The organism is Halorubrum kocurii JCM 14978 (assembly GCF_000337355.1).
GTDB lineage: Archaea > Halobacteriota > Halobacteria > Halobacteriales > Haloferacaceae > Halorubrum > Halorubrum kocurii.
Genome location: NZ_AOJH01000068.1, coordinates 118,797 through 139,978, shown reverse-complemented (window position 1 = coordinate 139,978; position 21,182 = coordinate 118,797). Strand labels below are relative to the sequence as shown.

Sequence of the window (21,182 nt, the reverse complement as noted above, 5' to 3'; positions counted from 1 at the left end):
GAGCGCGCGCGAGCGCCGTCGCTGACTGACTAGTCAGTCTAGCGCAGATATACCGGAATATATTGCTGCTTATGGCGGCGACAATCGGCAATAAATTCTGGTATATGCGGCGAAACGGCCGGTTACGAGGGGTGACGCATCAACATTTATGATGGTGTGCGGTTTCGATTCGTAACGATGGAAGGAACCCAAACGGAGGGGCTCGACGACCTCCCGCCGAGCGCTAAGCTCGTCTTCAAAGTGCTCGAGTACAACGGGCCGTTGACCCAGAAGGGGATCGTCCAAGAGTCGATGTTGTCGGCTCGAACCGTCCGCTACGCGCTCGAACGCTTGGAGGGAATCGACGTCGTCGACGAGGACGTGTACTTCGCGGACGCCAGACAGAACCTCTACAAGCTCACGGAGCCGGCCCAGGAGTTCACTGGCGACGAGCGCGACGCCTCCTGTACCGCCGACTGACTTCGCGTCTCCCTACCGGCCGCTCTCTGCGGATACGTCTCGCGCTCCGCGCGCGGCCTCGGCGACGGTGAGCGCGACCGCGACGAGGAGCGCGAACGTCGCTGCCAGCACGAACGCCAGCAGCAGGAACCAGACGTCCGGACCGAACAGGGGGTAGTCTCGGGCGTCGATCACCGGCCCGAGCAGCTCCAGCGTCCGGACCGCGTACAGCAGGACGGCGAGGGTCGCACCGGAAACGAGCCCGACGCGGACGTTCCGGTAGAACGCCAGCGACTCCAGGAGCACGAGCATCGGTGGTTTACTCGATCCGTCGGATCGACTGTCTTCGCTCACGAGCGCCCTAGCGAGCGCGCGCGCAAAGAGCCATCGAATTTCGGAGCACAACTCGACGGGCGCAACTCGGAGCGCAACCCGATCGATGGCTGAGAGACGGATTGTCACGATCGAATATCGGTGTCTCAGGACCTGAAAACGCGAGAAAGCCGTCAAGTAGGAAGAGATCATACGGGCGGACATGGCCAGAGTCGTGCTGTCGGCGTTCCCGATGATCGACCCGGAGATGTACCGCGACGTCCTCAGTCAGGCGGTCGACGAGCCCGTCGACATCGACGTCGCCGAGCTCGGATCGACCGAGAACCTGAGCGAAGCCGCGGCCGGCGCCGACGCGGTCGTGACCGACATCAACACGCCGGTCACGGCCGAGGCGCTCGACGCGCTGGACCTCCGGGTGGTCGTCCGGTCCGCGGTCGGCGTGGACAACATCGACGTCGAGGCCGCCGCCGCGAACGGCGTCACCGTCACCCGCGTCCCCGACTACTGCACCGACGAGGTGGCGACGCACTCCGTCTCGCTGCTCTTCGCCTGCCTCCGCTCGCTGAAGGGATACGACGACCGGGTCGCTGCCGGCGGCTGGAGCTGGGAGGCCGGGCGGCCGATCCGCCGCGTGAGCGCCTCGACCATCGGGTTCGTCTCGTTCGGACCGATCGCGCAGCGCGCGGCCGAGCAGCTCTCGGGGTTCGACGCCGACCTCGTCGCCTACGACCCGTTCGTCGAAGCGGCTGAGATGGCCGAGTACGGCGTCGAGAAGGCCTCGTTCGACGAGCTGTTCGACCGAGCCGACCACGTCGGCGTCTACGCGCCCCTGACGGACGCGACCCGCGGGATGGTCGACGCCGACGCGCTCGGTCGCCTCGACGAGGACTCGGTGGTCGTCAACGTGAGTCGCGGCCCGGTCGTCGACGCCGACGCGCTGCTCGACGCGCTCGAGGCGGGGTCGATCAAGGGCGCCGGCCTCGACGTGCTCGCAGAGGAACCGCCCGAGGACGATCCGCTCGTCGGCCGCGACGACACGCTCGTCACGCCGCACGCCGCGTGGTACAGCGAGGAGGCGCGCGACGATCTGAACCGGAGCGGCGCCGCCGACGTGGCCGCCGTGCTCAACGGCGAGACGCCCGACGGTCGAGTCGATCCGGACGCCGACTGGCTCTAAGCCGGGGGGCGCGGGACTTACAGCCGATCGAGCGCGTCGAAGCCGTCCTCTCCGCTCTCCCCGTCCTCTCCGCTCTCCCCGTCCTCTCCGCTCTCCCCGTCCTCTCCGCTCTCTCCGTTCTCACCCTTGCCGCTCGCGCCCGATCCGGCCTTCGCCGCGTCGAGCGCGCCGTCGTCGAGGCCCGCCGCGAGCCCGGGCCCGAGGTCGTAGGTGTCGCGCACCGTCTGGGCCAGCACGCCCTCGCGGTCGAAGACGACGTAGACGGCGACGAAGTCGTGTGCGGCGGGCCGGAGGACGAACACCTCGCGGGGGGCGTCGTCCTCCCGCGACTCGTTGACGCGCGCGACCAGCGGCTCGATCGGGAGCCGGCCCGCCCGGAGGTCGGCGAACGCGTCGCTTCCCGGCGCGTCCGCGAACAGGTACAGCGCGCCGTTCGGTTCGCCGTCGTTCGACCGGGTCGTGATCGAGCCGACCGCCTCGCCGGCCGACCGGATCTGGTCCCACGCGTCGACGGCCGCCTCGAACATCCCCTCCACGTCGTCCGCGAAGCGGAATCGGCTCTCGCGGACGACCTCAACGCCGGCGAACCGGGCCGAGCCGTCGGTCCACGCCAGCGTCGCGTCGACGACGAACCCCGGCTCCAGCGACGCAACGCGGTCGGCGAGGTCGGCGTCGTACCCCTCCGCGGCGGCGTACAGCGGGTCGAACCGGTCTTCGGCGTCGGGAGCGGTCGGGTCGATCGGCCCCTCCGGATGCTCGACGAGGACGAACTCCTCGGGCGGGTCGGACGGACCGGTCCCATCGATGTCGGGGCGCGGGCGACGGTCGTGGACGCGGAAGCGGCCGCTCGTCGTCGGTTCCATACCCGACGGTCGGGCGGCGAGCGGAAAAGCCGGTCGGAACGGGAGCGCGCGTCGCGGATACGGCGTGTATGGCCGCCCGGGATCCGTGTCGTTATGGGGCGGGCGACCCAAAGAAACGGTAAATGGGGATCCTCGAGGACAAGTCGAACGCCCGGGTGTTCTACAAGTATCTCTCGAAGGTGTACGACAAGATCAACTGGTTCAACTGGAACGAGGAGATGCGCGCCGAGGCGCTCTCGTGGCTGGAGTTCGGCGACGACCCGAAAGTGCTCGACGTGGGCTGTGGCACCGGGTTCGGCACCGAGGGGCTGCTCGAGCACGCCGACGACGTCCACGGGCTCGACCAGAGCGTCCACCAGATGGAGAAGGCGTTCGAGAAGTTCGGGAAACGCGACCGCGTGAACTTCTACCGCGGCGACGCCGAGCGCCTCCCGTTCCGCGACGACACCTTCGACGTCGTCTGGTCCTCGGGGTCGATCGAGTACTGGCCGAACCCGATCGAGGGACTCCGAGAGCTCCGTCGCGTCGCGAAGCCCGGCGGTCAGGTGCTCGTCGTCGGTCCCGACTACCCGCACAACCGCGTCTTCCAGCGGGTCGCCGACGCGATCATGCTCTTCTACGACGAGGACGAGGCGGACCGGATGTTCGAGGCGGCCGGCTACGAGACGTACGAACACCACATCCAACAGTCGACACCGCGGAGCCCGCGAGCGATCACGACGGTCGCTCGGGTTCCCGAGGAGTAGCGGGCGGCAGTCGGTCTGAACGCTCGCCTCCCGTCGCTTATCGTGAGTCGACGACCGTCTCCAGCGTCGCGACGGGCAGCCCGTCGACTGAGACTTCGACCGTCACCGTCCGGCCGGGTTCGAGGGTCGGGCCGTTCGTGTCCGCGACCTGGAACGACGCCGACGCCCCGACGCGCCAGTCGCCGTCGGTCGCAGCGTTGAACGCGCCGGTTGGGCCGGGACGAAACCCCGCCGCCGAGAAGAACGGGACCGGCGGCTGCCGGGCGAGCGGCTCTCCGTCGACCCGCACCCGAACGTCCAGTTCGCTCACGTCGAGCGCGTCGCCGCCGCGGTGCGTGACCGTGACCCGGTCGTCGGTCGCCGACAGCGACAGCGAGGCCGTCGGCGCCGGCTCGGGTGGTGCGTCGATCGTCGCGGTCACGACGCCGCCCGCGAGCACGACCGTGATGGCGAGGAGCAGGACGCCGGCGATCGGTGTGAGCGCGCGCTCGGAGCGGTCGAACCGGTCGGCGGTCGGTCGCGACGCGAGGGACTCGGTCGGGGAGTCGGGGCCAGCAGCCGGGTCACGCGCCGGACCAGTCGCAGTGTCGATTAGCACGGAGGGGCTGCCGCGGGATCCGGGAAAAACCTCGGGACCGGCTGCGGGCCCTACTCCCGCTCGCCGTCGTCGACCGGACGCGGCGTCGCGATGGGGTCGAGGCCGTCGACGAAGACGGCGCGGGGCTCGTCGACGACGGTGACGCGGTAGGACTCCGCGGGCGAGAGCGTCCTGACAGCGCCGTTCGCGTCGGTAGTGCCGATCGCTCGACTGTCGTCGCCCCCGACGCTCTTCGTGACGGTGACGTCGGGAACGGGTTCCCCCGTCTCCTCGTCGCGAACGGTCACGGTCACCGGGCCGCCGGCGTAGCTGCGGTCGACGGTGACGTTGAAGCCGTCGCCGCGCTCGGAGACGGACTCGGTGTCGGGGAACGCGTCGAGCGCGATCCGCTGGTGCTCCACGAACACCTGTCTCGTGCCGCCGCTGACGAAGGTGCGGAGGAGCCCGAACTCGTGTGGGACGGTGATCCGCTGGACCGAGCCGGCCCCGAAGGCGTCCGGCTCGCGGAGCGACACCGTCTCCGGATATGCGGCCGACGTGATCTCGATCGCCTCGTCGTTACCGATCGCGCCGCCCCCGCGGTCCCACCGGTCGAGCCGGAAGGACTCGCGGACGTACTCCCCGTCGACGATCGTCGCCAGGACGACCGACCGGTCGCTCGACTCGACGTACACCTCGCTGGCCGACACCTCACCGCGCGCGGCCGAGAGGGCGTGTTCGCGGACGGGCCCCTCGTAGACCTGCAGCGCGACCTGGAGCTCGTCGAGTCGGGTCGGGGAGCTGAATCCGTCTGTCTCCGCGGCGAGCGCGTCGAGCTCGTCGAGCCGCTGGTCGTACTCGCGGGCGGTCGCGGCGATGCGAACGAGCTCGTCGAGGAGCTCTCGGTCGGAGAGGTTACCGGACGCGTGGGCCCTGAACACCTCGGTCTGTCTGCTGCTGAGCGTCACCTCGTCGCGCTCGACGCGGTTGATCGCCGCGAGTATCCGACGCTGCCGTTCCGTGTTCGTCTCGGCGGCCTCGATCCGCTCGACGGCCGCCGCGGTCTGCATGGCGGCGTCGGTCTCGTCGACGGCGAACCCGATCGACGACCCGAGGTTCGCGCCCCGGTCACCGGACCCGAAGCGTGTGTCGACGTCGCTCGGCGTGGAGAGCGTCCGGAAGGTGAGGTTCGCCGGATCGACCTGCGGGCTGTCGGGGGCCCCGTCGGGACCGTCGAGCCCGACGGCGGTCCCCTCGGAAGCCGGTTCGGCCACCGCCCCCGCGACGGCCGCCGGCGACACCGCGCCGGCGACCGGTGCGAGTAGAAGCAGCAGTGCGAGGGTGATCGGGAGGGCTCTCATACCAGTTCGGTTCGCGTCGGGATATAAAAAATCCACCTCAACGGACCGGCGCCACCCGTCGCAGTCCGGGTCCGATCGGGTCGTCGCCCCCGTCGGCGGGCAAAATGGGCGATGGAAAGCGTTTTGGCTGGCGCCTGAGTGCGCTGATCTGTATGCGGAACGCCCCGTCTCGCGCTCTCCTTGTCGGGTTGGTGGCCGTCGCGCTCGTCGCGAGCGTCGCCGCCCCCGTCTCGGGGGGCGCGCCCTCGCCCTCGACTACGTCCTCCCTCGACGCCCTCGACCCGTCGGTCGGCGAACAGATCGACGAACCGATCGACCCGACCACGGCGACGCGGATCCGCATCGAACCGACGCCGGACCGCGACGCTCGGTGGACCGTCTCCGTCAGGTACGCGCTCAGCGACGACGTCGACCGGGCGGCGTTCGACGCGACCGGCGACAGGTTCCGCGACGGCGAGATCGGGCCCGACGCAGCGCTGTTCGAGGGGTTCGCGCGGGAGGCCAGCCGGAACGTCGACCGGACGATGCGGATCGAAGACGTCGACCGCGAGGTCGTCGTCCACGACGATTCCTCGTCGTTCGAGGTGGCGGGCGACGAGACGACGGCGGTCGGCGAGCTCCGGCTGACGTTCGTCTGGACCGCGTTCCTCGAGGCAGACGGCGAGAATCTGCTTCTGGGCGACGCGCTGACGACCCCCGACGGCGGCACGTGGCTGCTCTCGCTGGAGGAGGGACAGACGATCGAAGTGGCGACGCCGGACGGGTACACCGTCACCGGTACCTCGGGCGCCACGGACCGGCTGAGCGACAACGCCGTGATCATCGAGGGGCCGCGCACCTTCGAGGAGGACGAGCGGGTCACGGTCGTCTACGCGCCGGCGGGTACCGCGCCCCCGTGGACGATGATCACCGCCGCGATCGTCGTCGCAGCGGTGCTCATCGCCGGGAGCGTCGTGGGCTATCGGCGGAGAGACGGCGGCCCCGCAGCGGGCGAGAGCGCCAACGGCGGCGGCGACGGAGGAGAACACGCCATCCCCGGGCACGGCGACGCGGCGGCCGGCCGGTCCGGTGACCCGGCCCCCGCGAGCGGCGGGCCGGAGGCCGGCGGCGACGCGGCGGGCGAAGAGGAGGAAGACCTCTCCCTGCTGTCCGACGAGGAGCGAGTCGAACGCCTCCTGGAGGACAACGGCGGCCGGATGCGACAGGCCGACATCGTCGCCGAGACCGGGTGGTCGGACGCGAAGGTGTCACAGCTGCTTTCCGCGATGGCCGAGTCGGGCCGCGTGGAGAAGCTTCGCCTCGGGCGCGAGAACCTGATCTCGATCCCCGACGAGGAGGGCGAGAGCGGTGAAGACGGCGGTTCTGAGAGCGACGACGAGACGGCGCGCTGAGGCCGACGACGAGAGATTGCGCGCTGAGGCCGACAGCGAGAGATTGCGCACTGAGACCGGCGGCGAGAGATCGGGCCGGGAGGGAACGCGGAAACCGCGAGCCCGCGGTGAGGCGTTCCGAAAGCTCTTACAGGTCGAACGACGGAGTATCGATCATGAAAGTTCTGGTGACAGTCAAGGAGGTCGCGGAACCGGACGACGACTTCGCGATCGAGGGCACCGACATCGCGGCGTCCGATCTCGAATACGACCTCAACGAGTGGGACGACTACGCGGTCGAGGCTGCGGTTCAGCTGTCTGAGGCGGGAGTCGCGGACGAGGTTGTCGCCGTCACCGTGGGGCCGGAGCGCGCCGAGGAGACGATCCGGATGGCGCTCGCGAAGGGCGCCGACCGCGCCGTGCGGGTCTGGGACGACGCCTTCGAGGCGGGCTTTTCCGACGTGGCCGCGAAGGTCACGACGTTCGAGGCGGTCGTCGAGGCCGAGGAGCCCGACCTCGTGCTGGGCGGCGTCCAGGCCGCGGACACCGGCTTCGGCGCGACCGGCGTCGCGCTCGCCGAACGGATCGGCTTCGAACACGCCGCCGTGGTCAACGACCTCGAGATCGACGACGACGCCGGCGTCGCGCACGTCCACCGCGAGCTCGAAGGGGGCGTCGAGGAGCTGACCGACGTCGATCTCCCGGCCGTGCTGACGGTCCAGACCGGGCTCAACGAGCCGCGGTACGCGAGCCTCCGGGGCATCCGACAGGCGCAGCGCAAGGAGATCGACGCGAAGGACCTCGCCGATCTCGGGCTGTCGGCGGCAGACGTCGAGAGCGCGCTGGCGATCACCTCGATGTACGAGCCGGAGAGCGAGTCCGACGCCGAAATCATCGAGGGCGACGCGGGGGAGAGCGCGTCACGCCTCGCAGAGGTCCTGCGGGAGAAGGGGGTGAGCGCGTGATGTCCGACGTGCTCGTCGTCTCCGAACACCGGCGCGGGGAGCTGCGGGAGGTCTCTCGCGAGGCGATCACGGCCGGCCGCGAACTCGCCGACGCGCGGGGAGGCGACCTTCACGTCGCCGTCATCGGCGGCGACGTCGACGCCTTCGCCGACGATCTGAACCGCAGCGGCGTCGACGCGGTCCACACGGTCGCGAACGGCGAGGAGTTCGACCACAACGTCTACCAAACCGCGGTTAGCGCCCTGCTCGACGAGACCGACGCGGGGATCGTCGTGATCCCGAACTCGGTCAACGGGCTGGACTACGCGCCCGCCGTCGCCGAGGAACACGACCTCCCGCTGGTGACGGACGCGATCGGCTTCGAGTACGAGGACGGGCTGACCGTCACCCGCGAGATGTACGGCTCGAAAGTGGAAACCACCGTCGACGTGGACGGCGACCGGTTCGTGCTCACCGTCCGCGGGGGCGAGTGGGCGCCCGCGGAGGGCGTCGGCGACGCTCCGGTGGAGTCCGCCGAGGTCGACCTGCCCGAGTCTGGCGCGCGGGTCACCGGGTTCGAGGAGGTCGCCGGCGGCGACGTCGACATCTCGGAGGCGGACGTGCTCGTCTCGGTCGGCCGCGGCATCGAGGAGGAGGAGAACCTGGCGGTCGTCGAGGAGCTCGCGGACGCGCTCGGCGCGACCCTCTCCGCCTCCCGGCCGATCGTCGACAACGGCTGGCTCCCGAAGAACCGGCAGGTCGGGCAGTCCGGCAAGGTCGTCACGCCCGACGTGTACATCGCGGTCGGCATCTCCGGCGCGGTGCAACACGTCGCCGGCATGAAGGGGTCGGACACGATCGTCGCGATCAACACCGATCCGAACGCGCCCATCTTCGACATCGCCGACTACGGCATCGTCGGCGACCTGTTCGACGTGGTGCCCGAGCTCGTCGACGAGTTCGCGTGAGCTGAACCGGGGGCCGGGCGGCAACGCTCATCTATTCCGCCCGAGTACGTGACGGAGAGACGGCACAAGCCGTCGCCCACGATGATCCCAATGCGCGCGACCGTCCCGACCGCCGAGGAAGCGAAAGCGCTGTTCGCTGGGGTCCGGCGGACGGTCGGGCTCGACGTCGACGCGATGGCCGCGGCGCTGGCCGACGACGAGCCGGACGCGGCCCTGCTCGATCTCGTCGCGACGCCGTTCGCGTCCGTCACCGACGTCGACGAGCGGCTGGCTCGGACCGAATCGTACCTCCGCGGCCGCGACGACCGACGCGCGGTGTTTCTCACGGTGTACAGTCGGATGACGGCGACCGTCCGGACTGCGATCGACGACGGCGCGTTCGTCGACCCCGAGTGGGCGGCCGCGTACCTCGTCGCCTTCGCGGAGCGCTACCGCCGAGCGGTGGTCGCGTTCGAGCGGCGGGCGTTCGAGTCGCTCCCGCGCCCGTGGCTGATCGCCTTCGCCGCCGCTGCCCGAGGCGAGACGCTCGTCGCGCAGGACGCCCTGCTCGGCATCAACGCCCACATCACCTACGACCTCACGTACACGCTCGGCGACGTCGGCATCGATCCCGACCGCGACGCCAAGCGCGCGGATCACGACCGCATAAACGCGATTCTCGCCCGACTCGTCCAGGCCGCGCAGGACGCGCTCGTCCGGACGTACGCCGCGGTCGAGATCGACGGGATCGATCGGCTGTTCGACCCCCTCGACGATCGGCTGGCCTTGCTCGGGCTGAGGGGAAGCCGGGAGTTCGCGTGGCGAAACGCCGTGTTGCGCGCCGACCTGCCGCCGTGGGCCGGCGAGCGCTACGTCGACTGGCGGACCGAGACCGTCGCGACGGGCGCCGCGGCGGTCGTGCTCGCGCCGGACCACGGCGGGGACGCGATCGGACGACTCCGAGACCGGGAGGCGGGCGTCGACGCGGTGTCGGCGTTCCGCGAAGCGATCCGGCGACGCCCGTAAGCGACGCCGGGGGAGAAACAGCTATGACGGTCGTCACGGATGTGACGATTATGCCACATATCCGGGGGACGGTCCACGGCGTCGCCGCGATGGTGACGCTCGTCGTGGGGTCGATGCTGACGAACACGATCCGGGAGGAGTACGAGCTGTTCGCGCAGGTCGCCGCGGCGACGACCCACCTGCTCGTCGACGTCGCGGAGCTGCCGGTCTCGCGGGAGATCGCCGAGGTAGTCGTGCCCGTCGGCGTGCTGATGGGGGTCTGGGTGTTCGCCTACGAGCTGCAGCGGCTCTCGCGGAGGGACTGACGCCGGGGAGCGCCGCCGCGAACCCCCCACCTCCGCGCCTCGACGCGTCCCGTTCTCGGGGCGTTTATCACCCCGCCGACCCTCCGATCCGGCATGAGCGAGGCCGACGAGCAGACGGCTGCGACCGCGACCGGTCGGGAGATCTGGATCGAGAAGTACCGGCCGCAGTCGCTCGACGACATTCACGGGCAGGAGGAGATCGTCGAACGACTCCAGAGCTACATCGAGCAGGACGACATCCCGCACCTTTTATTTTCAGGCCCTGCTGGCGTTGGTAAAACCACCGCATCCACTGCAATTGCCCGCCAGGTGTACGGGGACGACAACTGGCGCGGGAACTTCCTCGAGCTCAACGCCTCCGACCAGCGCGGCATCGACGTGGTGCGCGACCGGATCAAGGGGTTCGCTCGGTCGTCGTTCGGCGGCGACTTCCGGATCGTGTTCCTTGATGAGGCCGACTCACTCACGGATGACGCCCAGTCAGCATTACGCCGGACGATGGAGCAGTTCTCCGACAACACCCGCTTTATCCTCTCGTGTAACTACTCGTCGAAGATCATCGACCCGATCCAGTCGCGGTGCGCCGTCTTCCGCTTCTCGCCGCTCTCGGACGCGGCGGTCGCCGCGCAGACCCGCGAGATCGCGGCCGCGGAGGGGATCGAGGTCACCGACGCGGGCGTCGACGCCCTCGTGTACGCCGCGGACGGCGACATGCGTCGGGCGATCAACTCGCTGCAGGCGGCGGCGACGACCGGCGACGTGGTCGACGAGGAGGCGGTGTACGCGATCACGGCGACCGCGCGGCCCGAGGAGATCGAGTCGATGGTGACGAACGCGCTGGACGGCGACTTCACCCGAGCGCGGGCGACCCTCGATCAGCTCCTCACGGAGACCGGAATGGCCGGCGGCGACGTGATCGACCAGCTCCACCGCTCCGTCTGGGAGTTCGACCTGAGCGAGCGCGAGGCGGTCGCGCTGATGGAGCGGATCGGCGAGGCGGACTACCGGATCGCCGAGGGCGCGAACGAGCAGGTGCAGTTGGAGTCGCTGCTCGCGTCGCTCTCGTTGGAGGAATAAGCGCTCGCAGAGGACACTCGGAGCGGTTTGAGGGGGATCTGTCTCGCCCTATTCCTGCTCGCTCACTTCGGTCGCTCACGGGACCGCAACCTCACGCCTCCCCAGCCTCGTCGCTGGCGGCTGCCGCCGCCAGCGACTCCCTCGCGCGTGCACCTCGCGCCCGTGGGGCGCTCGGTGGCACGCGCCACCACGACGCGCCACCGCGACGCGTTCGTTTATAAAGGTGGATCGTCGTCCCGGGGCGCGCTTTTTAAGCCGGGCGCGCACCGACGGCGAGTATGCTCGTCGTCGTCTCGGACACCCACTCGCGCGAGGAGACGAAGCTGCAGGGCCGGACCGCGGAGGCGGTCCGCGAGGCCGACCTCGTCGTTCACGCCGGTGACTTCTACCGCGAGCCTGTGCTCGACGGGTTCGAGTCGGCCGCCCGGAGGCTGCGGGCCGTCTACGGCAACAACGCCGACGCGGCGGTCCGCGACCGGTTGCCCGAAGTGCTGACCGCCGAGTACGCGGGCGTCCGGTTCACCGTTACCCACCGACACCGCAGCGGCGACACCGGGCTCGTCATGCTCGGTCGAGAGCGGGACGCCGACGCGGTGATCTGCGGACACAGCCACCGGCCCCGGTTCGACGACTCGGGCGCGCTCCCGATACTGAACCCCGGGAGCCACGCGCAGCCCCGCGGGAACCGACCGGCGCACGCGGAGCTCGAACCCGACTCGGAGGGGGAACCCGCGCTTGACGGGCGGCTCGTCACGCCGGCCGGGGAGGTATTCGAGGAGTTCCGGATCGCGCCGTAGTCGGTGTGTCCGCCGGTCGTCGCGGTCGCTCGCCGGAGCAGTGACGCCCGCCGAACGGGGGAGGGGGAGGGGTGTCGGCGGGCGGACGCGACGCCCCGCCCCGTCGGTCACGCCGGGAGGCAGGGGGAGGGAGCGGGGAAAGACCCGAGCGGACAGGTTTCGCGGGTCGGCGCGGCTCGCCGGGGCGTGACCGATCGTGGGGGGTGAGGGCCGAAGCGGGGGTCGCGTCAACATCTTGTGCCGGTGATAGCTTATAGCTAGCTTAGGGACAAAGGCGCGTTTTAGTCACGGGTCAGGAGCGATCGGACCCCGCGGACGACCCGCCTCCCGAAACGCATAACACCGTGCCGACGGATTCGAGTGTATGCTCCCGGTCGAACCGTTGTTTGTCGTGATCCTCGTCGCTCTGCTCGGGTTCTTCTTCTTCGGATTCCTGCTCGTCCGGCGCACCCTGACGGGGCTCCGTGAAGGGTACGACGACGGGCAGCGGTAACATGGCCGTCGTAACTGTCGCCACCCTCGGCGTCGCCGCCGCCGCGAGCCTCTTTATGGCGTGGTCGATCGGCGCCGGCTCCTCCGGGTCGACGCCGTTCGCCCCGGCGGTCGGGGCCAACGCCATCTCGGTGATGCGCGCGGGACTCGTCGTCGGGGTGTTGGGGCTGCTCGGCGCGATCCTGCAGGGCGCGAACGTGACGGAGGCGGTGGGCACAGAGCTGATCGGCGGCATCACGCTCACCGCCGGCGCGGCCATCGTCGCGCTGCTCACCGCGGCCGCGCTCGTCGCGATTGGCGTGTTCGCCGGCTACCCGATCGCGACCGCGTTCACCGTCACCGGCGCGGTGGTCGGCGTCGGACTCGCGATGGGCGGCGATCCGGCGTGGCCGAAGTACACCGAGATCCTCACGCTGTGGGTGCTCACGCCGTTCGTCGGCGGCGGCGTCGCCTACGTCGTCGCGCGCGGCCTCATCGGCGAGCGGCTCCCGGAGCGAGCGCTCACCGCCGGGCTCGCCGGGCTCGTCGGCGCGATCGTCGCGAACGTCGGATTCGCGCTGCTCGGACCGGCGGGCGAGCAGGCGTCGCTGTCGGAGGCGGTCGGACCCGGGCTCGGAGTCGGCGCGATCGGCACGCCCCTCGTCACCGCCGCGGTGGCGGCGGTCGTCGCGGTCGCGGTGTACGCTGACCTCGGTCGCGACCGCGCGGGCGCCCAACGGCGGTTCCTCCTCGCGATGGGCGGGCTCGTCGCCTTCTCGGCCGGCGGCTCGCAGGTCGGGCTCGCGATCGGCCCGCTCGTCCCGATCTTCAGCGACGTCGGAGTCCCCCTGTGGGCCCTGCTCGTCGGCGGAGGTGCGGGGCTCCTTATCGGGTCGTGGACCGGCGCGCCGCGGATGATCAAAGCGATCTCACAGGACTACGCCTCGATGGGACCGCGTCGGTCGATCTCGGCGCTCATCCCGTCGTTCGCGATCGCACAGACCGCCGTCGCGTTCGGGATCCCGGTCTCGTTCAACGAGATCATCGTCTCGGCCATCGTCGGCGCCGGCTACGCCGCCGGCGACGCCGGCGTGAGCCGGTCGAAGATGGGGTACACCGTGTTCGCGTGGATCGCGTCGCTCGTCGGGTCACTGGTGCTCGGGTTCGGTGTGTACACCGCCGTGCAGTTCGTGCTCTGAGGACTGGCCGGGTCGTTAGCCAGTAGATGGTTCCTTATAGATGACTGTTGCTAGCGGATCGACGGCGAACACCGCCAAAGCCCCAGCCGCGACGACTCGGGGGCCTTGCTGCGCTCCTCAGTCAGTCACTGACGCTCCCTCCTTGCGGTGCTTGCTGCGGCCGCCTTCGTCCTCGCGGCTGCCCCTTTGAGTCCCACCCGACCGCAACCGCAACGCAGCTTCACGCCTCCCCAGCCTCGTCGCATGGTATCGTTCGCGCCCTTTTCAGGCCGCTCACGAGCGCGCGCCGACCGCAACAGCGACCGCGGCGACTACTCGTCGCTCGGGTACGTCGGCAGCCGCGCGGACTGCGCGCTCCCATCGACGGACGCGAAGGGGAGGTCGGCGCGCGTCGCCGCGACCTCCTCGCCGTCGACGCGCACGGTGGGGTCGGCGAGGTCGGCGTCGAAGCGGACGAGCGCCAACGCGATCGGGTCGCCCGCGGCGGGGCCGACGGCCGCGCGAGTCACCTCGCCGACCGCCTCGTCGCCGTCGAAGACGGCCGCACCGGGAGACGGCAAGACCTCGTCGTACCCCTCCGGATCGGCGTCGCCGTCGATCTCGGCGGTCGCGTCGGCGAGGCCGTCGAGGTCGAGCCCGACGAGCCGCCGGCTCGGTCGCCCCTGGTTCTCGACGCGGGAGACGACCTCTTGGCCGACGTAACACCCCTTCTCGAAGTCGAGGGCGTTGCGGAGCCCGAGGACGTTCGGCACCGCCCCCTCCAGTTCGTACTCGAAGAGGGGCGTGCCGGCTTCGAGCGAGAGCGCGTCCCACGTCCGGTAGCCGAACGGGGCCGCGTTGAGGCCGCGGTTCAGCAGGGTGTCGAGCACCTCCTCTGAGTCCTCGGCCGCGCAGACGACCTCGTACCCCTCCTCGCCCAGCGGCGCGTCGCTCGCGATCACGGTGACGCCGGCGTCGACCATCGACCCGCGGACGAAGGAGAGCGGCTCCTCGGGCGCGCCCGGCCCGCCGAGCACCGAGGCGATCTTCTCCGTCGACTTGGGGCCGTGGACCCCGAAGACGCCGATTCCGTCGGAGATGTCGTCGATCGCCACGTCCTGAATGAACACCTTGCTCGCCCAGTCCTCGGCGACCGCTTCAGTCCGCTCCGGCGGCAGGAACACGAGCAGGCGCTCGTCGGCGTTGTACACGTACATGTCCGTCTCGATGCCGCCCTGCGGATCGAGGAGGAGCGCGTACACGCCCTGACCGTCCTCATCGGGGATCCGGTTGGAGACGGCGTTGTCGACGAACTCGACGCGGTCCTCGCCCGTGACTGCGAGCACGCCGTACCCCATCTCGATCGCGCCGACGACGTTGCGGACTGCCTTGCCGACGCGCTCGGGCTTTCTGTAGTGATCGACCACTCGGCGACCGCCGCGGTCGCGGTACACCGCGCCGTGGGCGCCGTGAGTGTCGGAGACGAGAGTCATACGCGTACGGAGTCGGGGGAGCGCCAAAAGGTCGCTGGCTTCGGCGGGCGTGAACAGTCGACTCCTCGTCTCTCGCACGCACGCCGGACGAGATCGGTGCGAGGCCGGACGAGGTCGGTGCGAGGCAAGGCGTTACAGTCCGAGCCGATCGCGGACGGCGTCGACGAGGGTCTTCGAGCCGTCGTCGATCTCTTCGTCGGGATCGGGGACGACGCGGTCGTGCGGGTACACGCGCACCCGCTCCTCGCTCTCCACGGTGATGAGCGAGTCCGCCTTCAGTGCCGACAGGGCCTCTTCGACGGCGTCGATGTCCGCGTCGACGGCCGCGCGAAGCTCCAGCACCGTCATCCCCTCGTCGCCGCGGTCGACGAGCGCGTCCAACAGCGCGACCTCGACGTCCGGCCGGTCGCGGTACTCCGGCTTTGCGGCCATACGCCGTACTTGGACAGGATACGGTTTACGTCTACCGGCGGGAACCGAGGCGTCCCGACTCTCGGGGGGCCTCGCTCAGGGGACGCTTACGGAGGTGCGAGGAGAAAGCCCTCTGCGGTGCGGTGCCGTGGGAATCTTCGCCCTTCAGGGCGGAGAGGATGTCAACGAAGGAGGCGCGAGCAGGACCCGCAGAGGTTCTCCTCTTTCACGTCGACCTCGCGGACGGTCGGCGAGAAGGACATGACGCACTTGCTGTTGTCGCAGTGTTCTAACCCGAGCGTGTGGCCGATCTCGTGGACGACCTCTTTCCGGACGCGGTCGGCGAACACGTCGACCGCGGGCTTGGTGGAGACGCCCCCGTCGGAGGAGGTTCGAAGTCGGTGCGTCGAGATGACGGAGCCGTTGCCGTTGAGGTACGCGAGCCCGAACACGTAGTTTCGGCGGCGGTAGTAGAGGTCGCGCGGGGTGATCCCGATGTTCTTGTCGCCGCCGCCGACGCGGCCGACGGTCTCGATGAGGTCCTCGGCGCGGTACTGTTCGCGGCTCTCGTCGTAGGCCGTCTCGGGGATCGGCTGGTCGTCGTGGACCGTCACGTCGCAGTCGTATACCGAGCGGAGCGCGGCGGAGGCCTCGCGTTTCACGCGGGGGGTGACCTCCCCGACTGGGACGATGTCCACGAGCATGGAACGGCTTATGACCGCCGCAATCATAAAGCCCGCGCCGTGGTCTCACCGTCCCGTCGTGCGCTGGTCGACGAACTAGCGGACCACGACAGCCTCGTCGAGGTCGGCGTCGGCAACCGTCCAGCGGTCGCACAGGCGCTGGCTGAACGGGGCAGCCGCGTCGTCGCCGTCGACGTCGATCCCGGCGAGCGAACGCTGGCGGCCGCGCGCGCCGCCGAAGACGAGGGCGTGGAAGGCTCGCTCCGCGCCCGGCGCGGGGACGTGCTGGCGCTCGCGGACACCGGGACGGGCGAGCGCGACGTCGGACCGCTCGCCGACGTCGACGGCTCGGTCGACGCGGTGTACGCGTGTAACCTCCCGGCGGAACTCCAGCGTCCGACCGTCGCACTCGCCGAGCGGCTGAACGCCGCCTGCGCGTTCACCACCCTCGGGTTCGAAGAGCCGGTCGTCCCGGTCCGCCGGCGCTCCGTCGGCGGAACCCCGTTGTACGTCGCTCGGGACGCCGGGCGCGGAGAGCGGTCGTCCGGCCCCGAGTGAAACGACGGGGACGGAGAGGCGGCCAGTTCGGCGAGAACCCGAACGTTCTTTCCCGCTCCTGTCGGCGTACGGGTATGCAGGTCGACGCAGTCGTCCTCGACATCGACGGGGTGTTGGTCGACGTGGCGGACTCCTACCGGCGGGCGATCATCGAGTCCGTCGAACGAGTGTGTGGCAAGACGATCGACCGCGAGGCGGTCCAGTCGTTCAAGGACGCCGGCGGGTTCAACAACGACTGGGAGCTGACGGACGCAGCCGCCCTCTACGTGCTGGCCCGCCGCGAGGGGCTCGGGATGGACGTCGAGACCTTCACCGACCGGGTCGCCGAGGGCGGCGGCGGGCTCGACGCCGCGAAGGCGGTCGTCGGCGACCTCCCTCGGGTCGCGCAGGCGCGCGTCCGCGACCAGTGGGACACCGACCGCCTCCGTGAGACGTTTCAGGCGCTGTACCTCGGCGAGGAGCTGTACCGCGAGCTCGAAGACGGCGAGCCCCCGCTGTCGGCGCCGGGGTACATCCACGACGAGCCGACCCTGGTGGACCCTGGGACGATCGCCGACCTGACGGAGCGGTTCGACGTGGGCGTGTTGACCGGCCGACCCGCCGCCGAGGCGGAGATCGCCTTGGAGCGCGTCGGCCTCGACGTGCCCGATGACCGCCGGTTCACGATGGACGACTGGGAGGAGGGGAAGCCGCATCCGCGGGCGCTCGTCGAGCTCGCGGAGCGCTTCGACGCCGAGCGCGTCGCTTTCGCCGGCGACACCCTCGACGATGTGCGGACCGCGCGCAACGCCGACGACGAGGACGCGAGCCGCGTCTACTACGGGATCGGCGTCCTCACCGGCGGGCTGACCGGCGAGGAGGGACGCCGGAAATACGCCGAGAACGGGGCAGATGCCGTGGTCGAAGATGTGAACGAACTGGTCGGGTTGTTGGAGTAGATCGGTTTCACACCCGTGGCTAGAGAGTGGTTCACCGGAAAGGATGGGCCCTGCAGGATTTGAACCAGCGATCATTCCGTTATGAGCGGAACGCTTTAAGCCAGACTAAGCTAAGGGCCCTTCGCATCGGTTGGTCTCTCTCGGTTCCTCTTTATCTTATCGGGTTAGAACCGAGCGAAGGCAGTACCTCATCAAAACGGTAGTCTTCATGCCAATTGATGTTTTTGACGTTGTTATTTTTCGACTGCTCGTATCGAATCGTCATTTGCGTGTTACCAGCATCTTCGATAGGTATCAAATACGTCTCATCACACATGGGAGCATAGACTGCGAAAAAATCGACAGATCCTTCGTATCCCTCCCGCTCATATCCTGAACTCTTTGTCCGGGTACTCCGTGTTCGGAACCGGACTGCTCCGTCGGTGGTTGCTTCAAAAGCGGTTTTTATTTGAATACGGTGAAAATCGTCCCCCAGTTCAATCACAATATCGTACGGCTCATTATCGTAGGCAGGGAGCAAAACAGAGACTCCGTAACTCACAAGTTCCGATTTTACGATTGCTTCGGCCGCTTGGCCGCGTTTCTGTGGCTCCTCAAGTGAAGCAAATTGCTCGCTCCGATTCGACATATTCGACGAAAGAGGAGATACACAAAATAAGCCTGCCATCAAGTGAAAGTGTAGCCGAGAATGGAGCCGAAAGAGACGCCGAAGCCAGGACTCGAACCTGGGACCGCCTCGTTAACAGCGAGGCGCTCTACCAACTGAGCTACTTCGGCTCGATTCAGGGTACTCGACTTGTTTTGATAGGGCTTTCGTTTCCGCCCGACTCGGGTGCGATCGGTTACCGCGCCCCGATCTCGGCGGTCTGGCGTCGCCCGATCGACTCCCGGAGCGTGCCACTCGCCCCGTTACCGACACGTTTTCGGCCGGACCGCGAGAAGCCGGTCCCATGGACGATCTCGAGGCGGTGCTGTCGCGCGTTCGCGACCGGGTCGTGCCCGAGCCCGGGGAGCGCGACCGCCTGCGAACGGTCGCCGCCGAGCTCATCGACCGGACGCGGGAGGCGATCGCCGAGCTCCCCGTCGACGCCGACGTGGTGCAGGTGGGATCAACCGCCCGCGGCACGTGGGTCTCCGGCGACCGCGACATCGATCTCTTCGTGCGGTTCGACGCCGACCTCGACCGCGAACAGCTGGAGGAGTACGGGCTCGCCGTCGGTCACGCCGTCCTCCCGGACGGCCACGAGGAGTACGCGGAACACCCCTACGTGAAGGGCAACCACGAGGGGTTCGACGTGGACCTGGTCCCCTGCCACGACGTGGAGGCCGCCGGTGACCTCGTCTCCGCCGTCGACCGGACCCCGTTTCACGACGCGTACCTCTCCGCGCGGCTGGACGACGACCTCGCCGCCGACGTGGTGCTGGCGAAGGCGTTTTTAAAAGGGATCGGCGCGTACGGCAGCGACCTCCGCACCGAGGGGTTCTCGGGATACCTCACCGAGCTGCTCGTCTTGGAGCTGGGCGGGTTCGTCCCCCTCGTGGAATCCGCGCGGAGCTGGCACCCGCCCGTGGAGTTCGACCCCGAGGGGCACGCCGAACGGACCTTCGACGATCCGCTCGTCGTGGTCGATCCGACCGACCCGACGCGGAACGTCGCGGCCGTCCTCTCGGCCGCGAACCTCGCGCGCTTCCAGCACTACGCCCGCGAACTGCTCGCGACACCGAGCGAGGGGCTGTTCGACCCGATCGCGACGACTCCTCTCGGTCCTGCCGACGTCCGAGACCACCTCGACCGGCGGGGAACGACGCCCGTGGCGGTCGTGTTCGACGCGCCCGATCTGGTCGACGACCAGCTGTGGCCGCAGCTCCGGCGGTCGGTCGACGGTATCGTGCGGGGGCTGAACGAGCGCGGCTTCGACGTGCTCCGCGCCCGAGCGATGACGGACGCGACGGGTCCCGACGGCGATCCGGGCGACTCCGGGCGCGCGGCGCTGTACGCCGAGCTGGAGGTCGCGCAGCGACCGGCCGTCACGCGCCATGAGGGACCGCCGGTCGCCGTGCGGAAACACGCCGCGAGCTTCTACGAATCGTACGCCGACGACGTCGATCCGGAGACCTACGGCCCGTTCATCGACGGCGATCGGTACGTCGTCGAGCGGGAACGGAAGTTCACGACGGTCCGCGAGTACCTCGAGAGCGACGCGGCCGGCGACGTTGCGCTCGGCGCGCAGGTGGAACGGGAGTTCGCGGACCGAGACGTGCTGGTCGGCGACGCGGTGGCGACGCTCGCGCCCGCGTTCGGCGTCCCGCTCAGGGAGTTCTACGAGCCGCATCCCTGAGGCGCGCGAGCGGACGGGAGAACCGGGAGCGCGAGGACAACCTACCGCGAGAACCGACCGGAGACGAAGTACACGAGCGCGACGATACCGACAAGCACGACACCGACCGCGGACAGTAACGCCGCGACCTGCGGGAAGACGAACCAGAAGGCGATATAAAACGAAAACGCGAACGCGAGTAGGCCGACGATCACGATCCCCCGCGTCGGGTTCTGAACGGCCGCGACGAACGCGCGCTGCGGGAGCGAGAGGTCGCCGAAATCGACCGGAACGTCGGCGTCGTCGGAGGTGTCGGGGCCCCCGGAGGGGACATCGGCGGGCGGGGCGGCGCCTGCGGGTCCGCCGGCGTCGCCCCGGTTCTCGGCGTCGTCAGTCACGCAAGACGGTACGGTCCGGACCCCTCTGTACCTGTCGCTTCTCGACTCGCGGTCAGGCGACGAGTGTGCCGCCGGCCGCCGCGCCGACGATGAACGCGAGGAGCGCCGCCGCGAAGTTCGCGACCGCGAACCCGGCCGCGATGCGGCCCTCACCGTCCGCCGCGGTCGACACCGTCTCGACGGCGAACGAGGAGAACGTAGTGAAGGCGCCGCAGAACCCGACGGCGGCGAAGAGGGTCGCCTCCGAGCCGGTCGGGGCAGCGAGGAGGGCGCCGAGAGCGAGACTCCCGAGCGCGTTGGCGACAGCGACCGAGAAACGCCCCTCGACTCGGAGCCCGACCGCGTGTCGGCTCGCGGCGCCGGCCGACCCGCCGAGGCCGACGAGGACCGCCGCGAGCAGGGGGTCGGTCACAGTCGTCCCCCCACGAATAGCCCGGCCGCGGCGGCCGCGAAGCCGGCCGCGTAGCTCGCGCCGACGTACGCGGCGCCGACGGTCGTCCCGAGCGACACGGCATCGGCGACGAGGGTGCTGTAAGTGGTGAACGAGGAGAGCGCGCCGGTCCCGACGAACAGCTGCGTCTCACGGCTCGCGGCGCGCGTGAGTAACAGCCCGAGCGCGAAGGAGCCGAGGACGTTCGCGAGGAAGGTTCCGACCCCGGTCGCGTCGCCGACGGCGACGTCGACCCCGTACCTGGCGACGGCCCCGAGAAACCCGCCGAGCGCGACGAGGAGGAACCCCAGCGGCGTCCGTTCCATACCGGGGCGTCGGCGGC

Annotated in this window: 26 protein-coding genes and 2 tRNA genes; 15 read left to right on the top strand and 13 right to left on the bottom strand. The window is 69.5% G+C overall.

Going from position 1 to position 21,182, the window contains the following annotated elements; all coding sequences use genetic code 11:
- Positions 1-177 precede the first annotated feature (177 nt).
- Complete coding sequence (locus C468_RS11065) at positions 178-459, top strand: MarR family transcriptional regulator (protein ID WP_008848976.1); 282 nt, start codon at positions 178-180, stop codon at positions 457-459.
- Positions 460-471: 12 nt separating this feature from the next.
- Here the strand turns inward: C468_RS11065 and C468_RS11060 are convergent, their stop codons facing one another.
- Entirely contained in the window at positions 472-792 is a 321-nt protein-coding gene (locus C468_RS11060) for a DUF7536 family protein (protein ID WP_449272019.1), read from the bottom strand.
- Between the two features lie 181 nt (positions 793-973).
- Here C468_RS11060 and C468_RS11055 point away from each other — a divergent pair, with 181 nt between their 5' ends.
- A complete protein-coding gene (locus tag C468_RS11055) occupies positions 974-1,948 on the top strand; it encodes a C-terminal binding protein (RefSeq protein WP_008848974.1) in 975 nt (324 codons plus the stop codon).
- A 17-nt stretch (positions 1,949-1,965) separates the two neighbouring features.
- On the opposite strand, the gene C468_RS11050 is transcribed toward C468_RS11055, so the two are convergent.
- Positions 1,966-2,811, bottom strand: a complete 846-nt coding sequence (locus tag C468_RS11050; protein WP_008848973.1) for a DUF6663 family protein — start codon at positions 2,809-2,811, stop codon at positions 1,966-1,968.
- A gap of 122 nt (positions 2,812-2,933) precedes the next feature.
- On the opposite strand from C468_RS11050, the gene C468_RS11045 reads away from it, so the two are divergent.
- Positions 2,934-3,557 (top strand): methyltransferase domain-containing protein, encoded by a 624-nt coding sequence (locus C468_RS11045; RefSeq protein WP_008848972.1) that lies wholly within the window; start codon positions 2,934-2,936, stop codon positions 3,555-3,557.
- A 37-nt stretch (positions 3,558-3,594) separates the two neighbouring features.
- Here C468_RS11045 and C468_RS11040 read toward each other — a convergent pair whose 3' ends face one another.
- Together C468_RS11040 and C468_RS11035 are read right to left on the bottom strand one after the other, a co-directional pair.
- Positions 3,595-4,029, bottom strand: coding sequence for a type IV pilin N-terminal domain-containing protein (locus C468_RS11040; RefSeq protein ID WP_049912188.1), 435 nt, complete (start codon positions 4,027-4,029; stop codon positions 3,595-3,597).
- Between the two features lie 176 nt (positions 4,030-4,205).
- Complete coding sequence (locus tag C468_RS11035) at positions 4,206-5,495, bottom strand: Ig-like domain-containing protein (RefSeq protein ID WP_008848970.1); 1,290 nt, start codon at positions 5,493-5,495, stop codon at positions 4,206-4,208.
- A gap of 152 nt (positions 5,496-5,647) precedes the next feature.
- On the opposite strand from C468_RS11035, the gene C468_RS11030 reads away from it, so the two are divergent.
- From C468_RS11030 to C468_RS10995, 9 genes are all read left to right on the top strand, one after another.
- A complete protein-coding gene (locus tag C468_RS11030; RefSeq protein WP_049912183.1) occupies positions 5,648-6,886 on the top strand; it encodes a helix-turn-helix transcriptional regulator in 1,239 nt (412 codons plus the stop codon).
- Between the two features lie 155 nt (positions 6,887-7,041).
- Complete coding sequence (locus C468_RS11025; RefSeq protein WP_008848968.1) at positions 7,042-7,830, top strand: electron transfer flavoprotein subunit beta/FixA family protein; 789 nt, start codon at positions 7,042-7,044, stop codon at positions 7,828-7,830.
- Positions 7,830-8,777, top strand: a complete 948-nt coding sequence (locus C468_RS11020; protein ID WP_008848967.1) for an electron transfer flavoprotein subunit alpha/FixB family protein — start codon at positions 7,830-7,832, stop codon at positions 8,775-8,777. Before C468_RS11025 ends, C468_RS11020 begins: the two co-directional genes overlap by 1 nt.
- Before the next feature lie 81 nt (positions 8,778-8,858).
- On the top strand, positions 8,859-9,782 hold the full coding sequence (locus tag C468_RS11015; RefSeq protein WP_049912182.1) for a DUF5995 family protein: 924 nt from the start codon (positions 8,859-8,861) through the stop codon (positions 9,780-9,782).
- Between the two features lie 50 nt (positions 9,783-9,832).
- The gene (locus C468_RS11010) at positions 9,833-10,087 is read left to right on the top strand and encodes a hypothetical protein (protein WP_193788256.1); all 255 of its coding nucleotides are present in this window, start codon (positions 9,833-9,835) and stop codon (positions 10,085-10,087) included.
- Positions 10,088-10,180: 93 nt separating this feature from the next.
- Complete coding sequence (locus tag C468_RS11005) at positions 10,181-11,164, top strand: replication factor C small subunit (protein ID WP_008848964.1); 984 nt, start codon at positions 10,181-10,183, stop codon at positions 11,162-11,164.
- Positions 11,165-11,442: 278 nt separating this feature from the next.
- The gene (locus tag C468_RS11000) at positions 11,443-11,961 is read left to right on the top strand and encodes a metallophosphoesterase (RefSeq protein ID WP_008848963.1); all 519 of its coding nucleotides are present in this window, start codon (positions 11,443-11,445) and stop codon (positions 11,959-11,961) included.
- 364 nt (positions 11,962-12,325) lie between these two features.
- The gene (locus C468_RS19120; protein ID WP_008005173.1) at positions 12,326-12,454 is read left to right on the top strand and encodes a DUF7859 family protein; all 129 of its coding nucleotides are present in this window, start codon (positions 12,326-12,328) and stop codon (positions 12,452-12,454) included.
- 1 nt (position 12,455) lies between these two features.
- Positions 12,456-13,631, top strand: a complete 1,176-nt coding sequence (locus C468_RS10995; RefSeq protein WP_008848962.1) for an inorganic phosphate transporter — start codon at positions 12,456-12,458, stop codon at positions 13,629-13,631.
- Positions 13,632-13,942: 311 nt separating this feature from the next.
- On the opposite strand, the gene ygfZ is transcribed toward C468_RS10995, so the two are convergent.
- From ygfZ to C468_RS10980, 3 genes are all read right to left on the bottom strand, one after another.
- Positions 13,943-15,103, bottom strand: a complete 1,161-nt coding sequence (ygfZ, locus tag C468_RS10990; RefSeq protein ID WP_008848961.1) for a CAF17-like 4Fe-4S cluster assembly/insertion protein YgfZ — start codon at positions 15,101-15,103, stop codon at positions 13,943-13,945.
- Positions 15,104-15,235: 132 nt separating this feature from the next.
- Positions 15,236-15,535, bottom strand: a complete 300-nt coding sequence (locus C468_RS10985; protein ID WP_008848960.1) for a DUF6432 family protein — start codon at positions 15,533-15,535, stop codon at positions 15,236-15,238.
- A gap of 161 nt (positions 15,536-15,696) precedes the next feature.
- Positions 15,697-16,218, bottom strand: a complete 522-nt coding sequence (locus C468_RS10980) for an archaemetzincin family Zn-dependent metalloprotease (RefSeq protein WP_008848959.1) — start codon at positions 16,216-16,218, stop codon at positions 15,697-15,699.
- 39 nt (positions 16,219-16,257) lie between these two features.
- Here C468_RS10980 and C468_RS10975 point away from each other — a divergent pair, with 39 nt between their 5' ends.
- A complete protein-coding gene (locus C468_RS10975; RefSeq protein ID WP_008848958.1) occupies positions 16,258-16,755 on the top strand; it encodes a UPF0146 family protein in 498 nt (165 codons plus the stop codon).
- Between the two features lie 74 nt (positions 16,756-16,829).
- Positions 16,830-17,693, top strand: coding sequence for a TIGR01548 family HAD-type hydrolase (locus tag C468_RS10970; RefSeq protein ID WP_008848957.1), 864 nt, complete (start codon positions 16,830-16,832; stop codon positions 17,691-17,693).
- A gap of 44 nt (positions 17,694-17,737) precedes the next feature.
- On the opposite strand, the gene C468_RS10965 is transcribed toward C468_RS10970, so the two are convergent.
- The 3 genes from C468_RS10965 to C468_RS10960 all read right to left on the bottom strand — a co-directional run bounded on the left by C468_RS10965 (position 17,738) and on the right by C468_RS10960 (position 18,470).
- Positions 17,738-17,813: transfer RNA gene (locus C468_RS10965), tRNA-Ile, on the bottom strand.
- Positions 17,814-17,844: 31 nt separating this feature from the next.
- Positions 17,845-18,321 (bottom strand): group I intron-associated PD-(D/E)XK endonuclease, encoded by a 477-nt coding sequence (locus tag C468_RS17570; protein WP_008848956.1) that lies wholly within the window; start codon positions 18,319-18,321, stop codon positions 17,845-17,847.
- Positions 18,322-18,397: 76 nt separating this feature from the next.
- Positions 18,398-18,470, bottom strand: a tRNA-Asn gene (locus C468_RS10960).
- A gap of 173 nt (positions 18,471-18,643) precedes the next feature.
- Between C468_RS10960 and cca the strand changes: the two genes are divergently transcribed.
- Positions 18,644-20,032: a CCA tRNA nucleotidyltransferase gene (gene cca / locus C468_RS10955; protein ID WP_008848955.1), complete on the top strand. Its 1,389-nt coding sequence runs from the start codon at positions 18,644-18,646 to the stop codon at positions 20,030-20,032.
- A 41-nt stretch (positions 20,033-20,073) separates the two neighbouring features.
- Here the strand turns inward: cca and C468_RS10950 are convergent, their stop codons facing one another.
- The 3 genes from C468_RS10950 to C468_RS10940 are packed head-to-tail and all read right to left on the bottom strand — an operon-like array spanning position 20,074 to position 21,165.
- A complete protein-coding gene (locus C468_RS10950) occupies positions 20,074-20,409 on the bottom strand; it encodes a hypothetical protein (RefSeq protein WP_008848954.1) in 336 nt (111 codons plus the stop codon).
- Between the two features lie 52 nt (positions 20,410-20,461).
- The gene (locus C468_RS10945) at positions 20,462-20,821 is read right to left on the bottom strand and encodes a fluoride efflux transporter FluC (protein WP_008848953.1); all 360 of its coding nucleotides are present in this window, start codon (positions 20,819-20,821) and stop codon (positions 20,462-20,464) included.
- Entirely contained in the window at positions 20,818-21,165 is a 348-nt protein-coding gene (locus C468_RS10940) for a fluoride efflux transporter FluC (RefSeq protein WP_008848952.1), read from the bottom strand. Before C468_RS10940 ends, C468_RS10945 begins: the two co-directional genes overlap by 4 nt.
- Positions 21,166-21,182: the final 17 nt, after the last annotated feature.

Bases quoted from the DNA above. Each gene is read 5' to 3' on its own strand.
- C468_RS19120 (WP_008005173.1), top strand. From the start codon at position 12,326: ATGCTCCCGGTCGAACCGTTGTTTGTCGTGATCCTCGTCGCTCTGCTC.
- C468_RS17570 (WP_008848956.1), bottom strand. From the start codon at position 18,321: ATGTCGAATCGGAGCGAGCAATTTGCTTCACTTGAGGAGCCACAGAAA.
- C468_RS11025 (WP_008848968.1), top strand. From the start codon at position 7,042: ATGAAAGTTCTGGTGACAGTCAAGGAGGTCGCGGAACCGGACGACGAC.
- C468_RS11050 (WP_008848973.1), bottom strand. From the start codon at position 2,811: ATGGAACCGACGACGAGCGGCCGCTTCCGCGTCCACGACCGTCGCCCG.
- C468_RS11035 (WP_008848970.1), bottom strand. From the start codon at position 5,495: ATGAGAGCCCTCCCGATCACCCTCGCACTGCTGCTTCTACTCGCACCG.
- C468_RS11005 (WP_008848964.1), top strand. From the start codon at position 10,181: ATGAGCGAGGCCGACGAGCAGACGGCTGCGACCGCGACCGGTCGGGAG.
- C468_RS10995 (WP_008848962.1), top strand. From the start codon at position 12,456: ATGGCCGTCGTAACTGTCGCCACCCTCGGCGTCGCCGCCGCCGCGAGC.
- C468_RS11000 (WP_008848963.1), top strand. From the start codon at position 11,443: ATGCTCGTCGTCGTCTCGGACACCCACTCGCGCGAGGAGACGAAGCTG.
- C468_RS10940 (WP_008848952.1), bottom strand. From the start codon at position 21,165: ATGGAACGGACGCCGCTGGGGTTCCTCCTCGTCGCGCTCGGCGGGTTT.
- C468_RS10980 (WP_008848959.1), bottom strand. From the start codon at position 16,218: ATGCTCGTGGACATCGTCCCAGTCGGGGAGGTCACCCCCCGCGTGAAA.
- C468_RS11065 (WP_008848976.1), top strand. From the start codon at position 178: ATGGAAGGAACCCAAACGGAGGGGCTCGACGACCTCCCGCCGAGCGCT.
- C468_RS11045 (WP_008848972.1), top strand. From the start codon at position 2,934: ATGGGGATCCTCGAGGACAAGTCGAACGCCCGGGTGTTCTACAAGTAT.
- cca (WP_008848955.1), top strand. From the start codon at position 18,644: ATGGACGATCTCGAGGCGGTGCTGTCGCGCGTTCGCGACCGGGTCGTG.
- C468_RS10985 (WP_008848960.1), bottom strand. From the start codon at position 15,535: ATGGCCGCAAAGCCGGAGTACCGCGACCGGCCGGACGTCGAGGTCGCG.
- C468_RS11010 (WP_193788256.1), top strand. From the start codon at position 9,833: ATGCCACATATCCGGGGGACGGTCCACGGCGTCGCCGCGATGGTGACG.
- C468_RS10970 (WP_008848957.1), top strand. From the start codon at position 16,830: ATGCAGGTCGACGCAGTCGTCCTCGACATCGACGGGGTGTTGGTCGAC.
- C468_RS11020 (WP_008848967.1), top strand. From the start codon at position 7,830: ATGTCCGACGTGCTCGTCGTCTCCGAACACCGGCGCGGGGAGCTGCGG.
- C468_RS11015 (WP_049912182.1), top strand. From the start codon at position 8,859: ATGATCCCAATGCGCGCGACCGTCCCGACCGCCGAGGAAGCGAAAGCG.
- C468_RS11055 (WP_008848974.1), top strand. From the start codon at position 974: ATGGCCAGAGTCGTGCTGTCGGCGTTCCCGATGATCGACCCGGAGATG.
- C468_RS11030 (WP_049912183.1), top strand. From the start codon at position 5,648: ATGCGGAACGCCCCGTCTCGCGCTCTCCTTGTCGGGTTGGTGGCCGTC.
- ygfZ (WP_008848961.1), bottom strand. From the start codon at position 15,103: ATGACTCTCGTCTCCGACACTCACGGCGCCCACGGCGCGGTGTACCGC.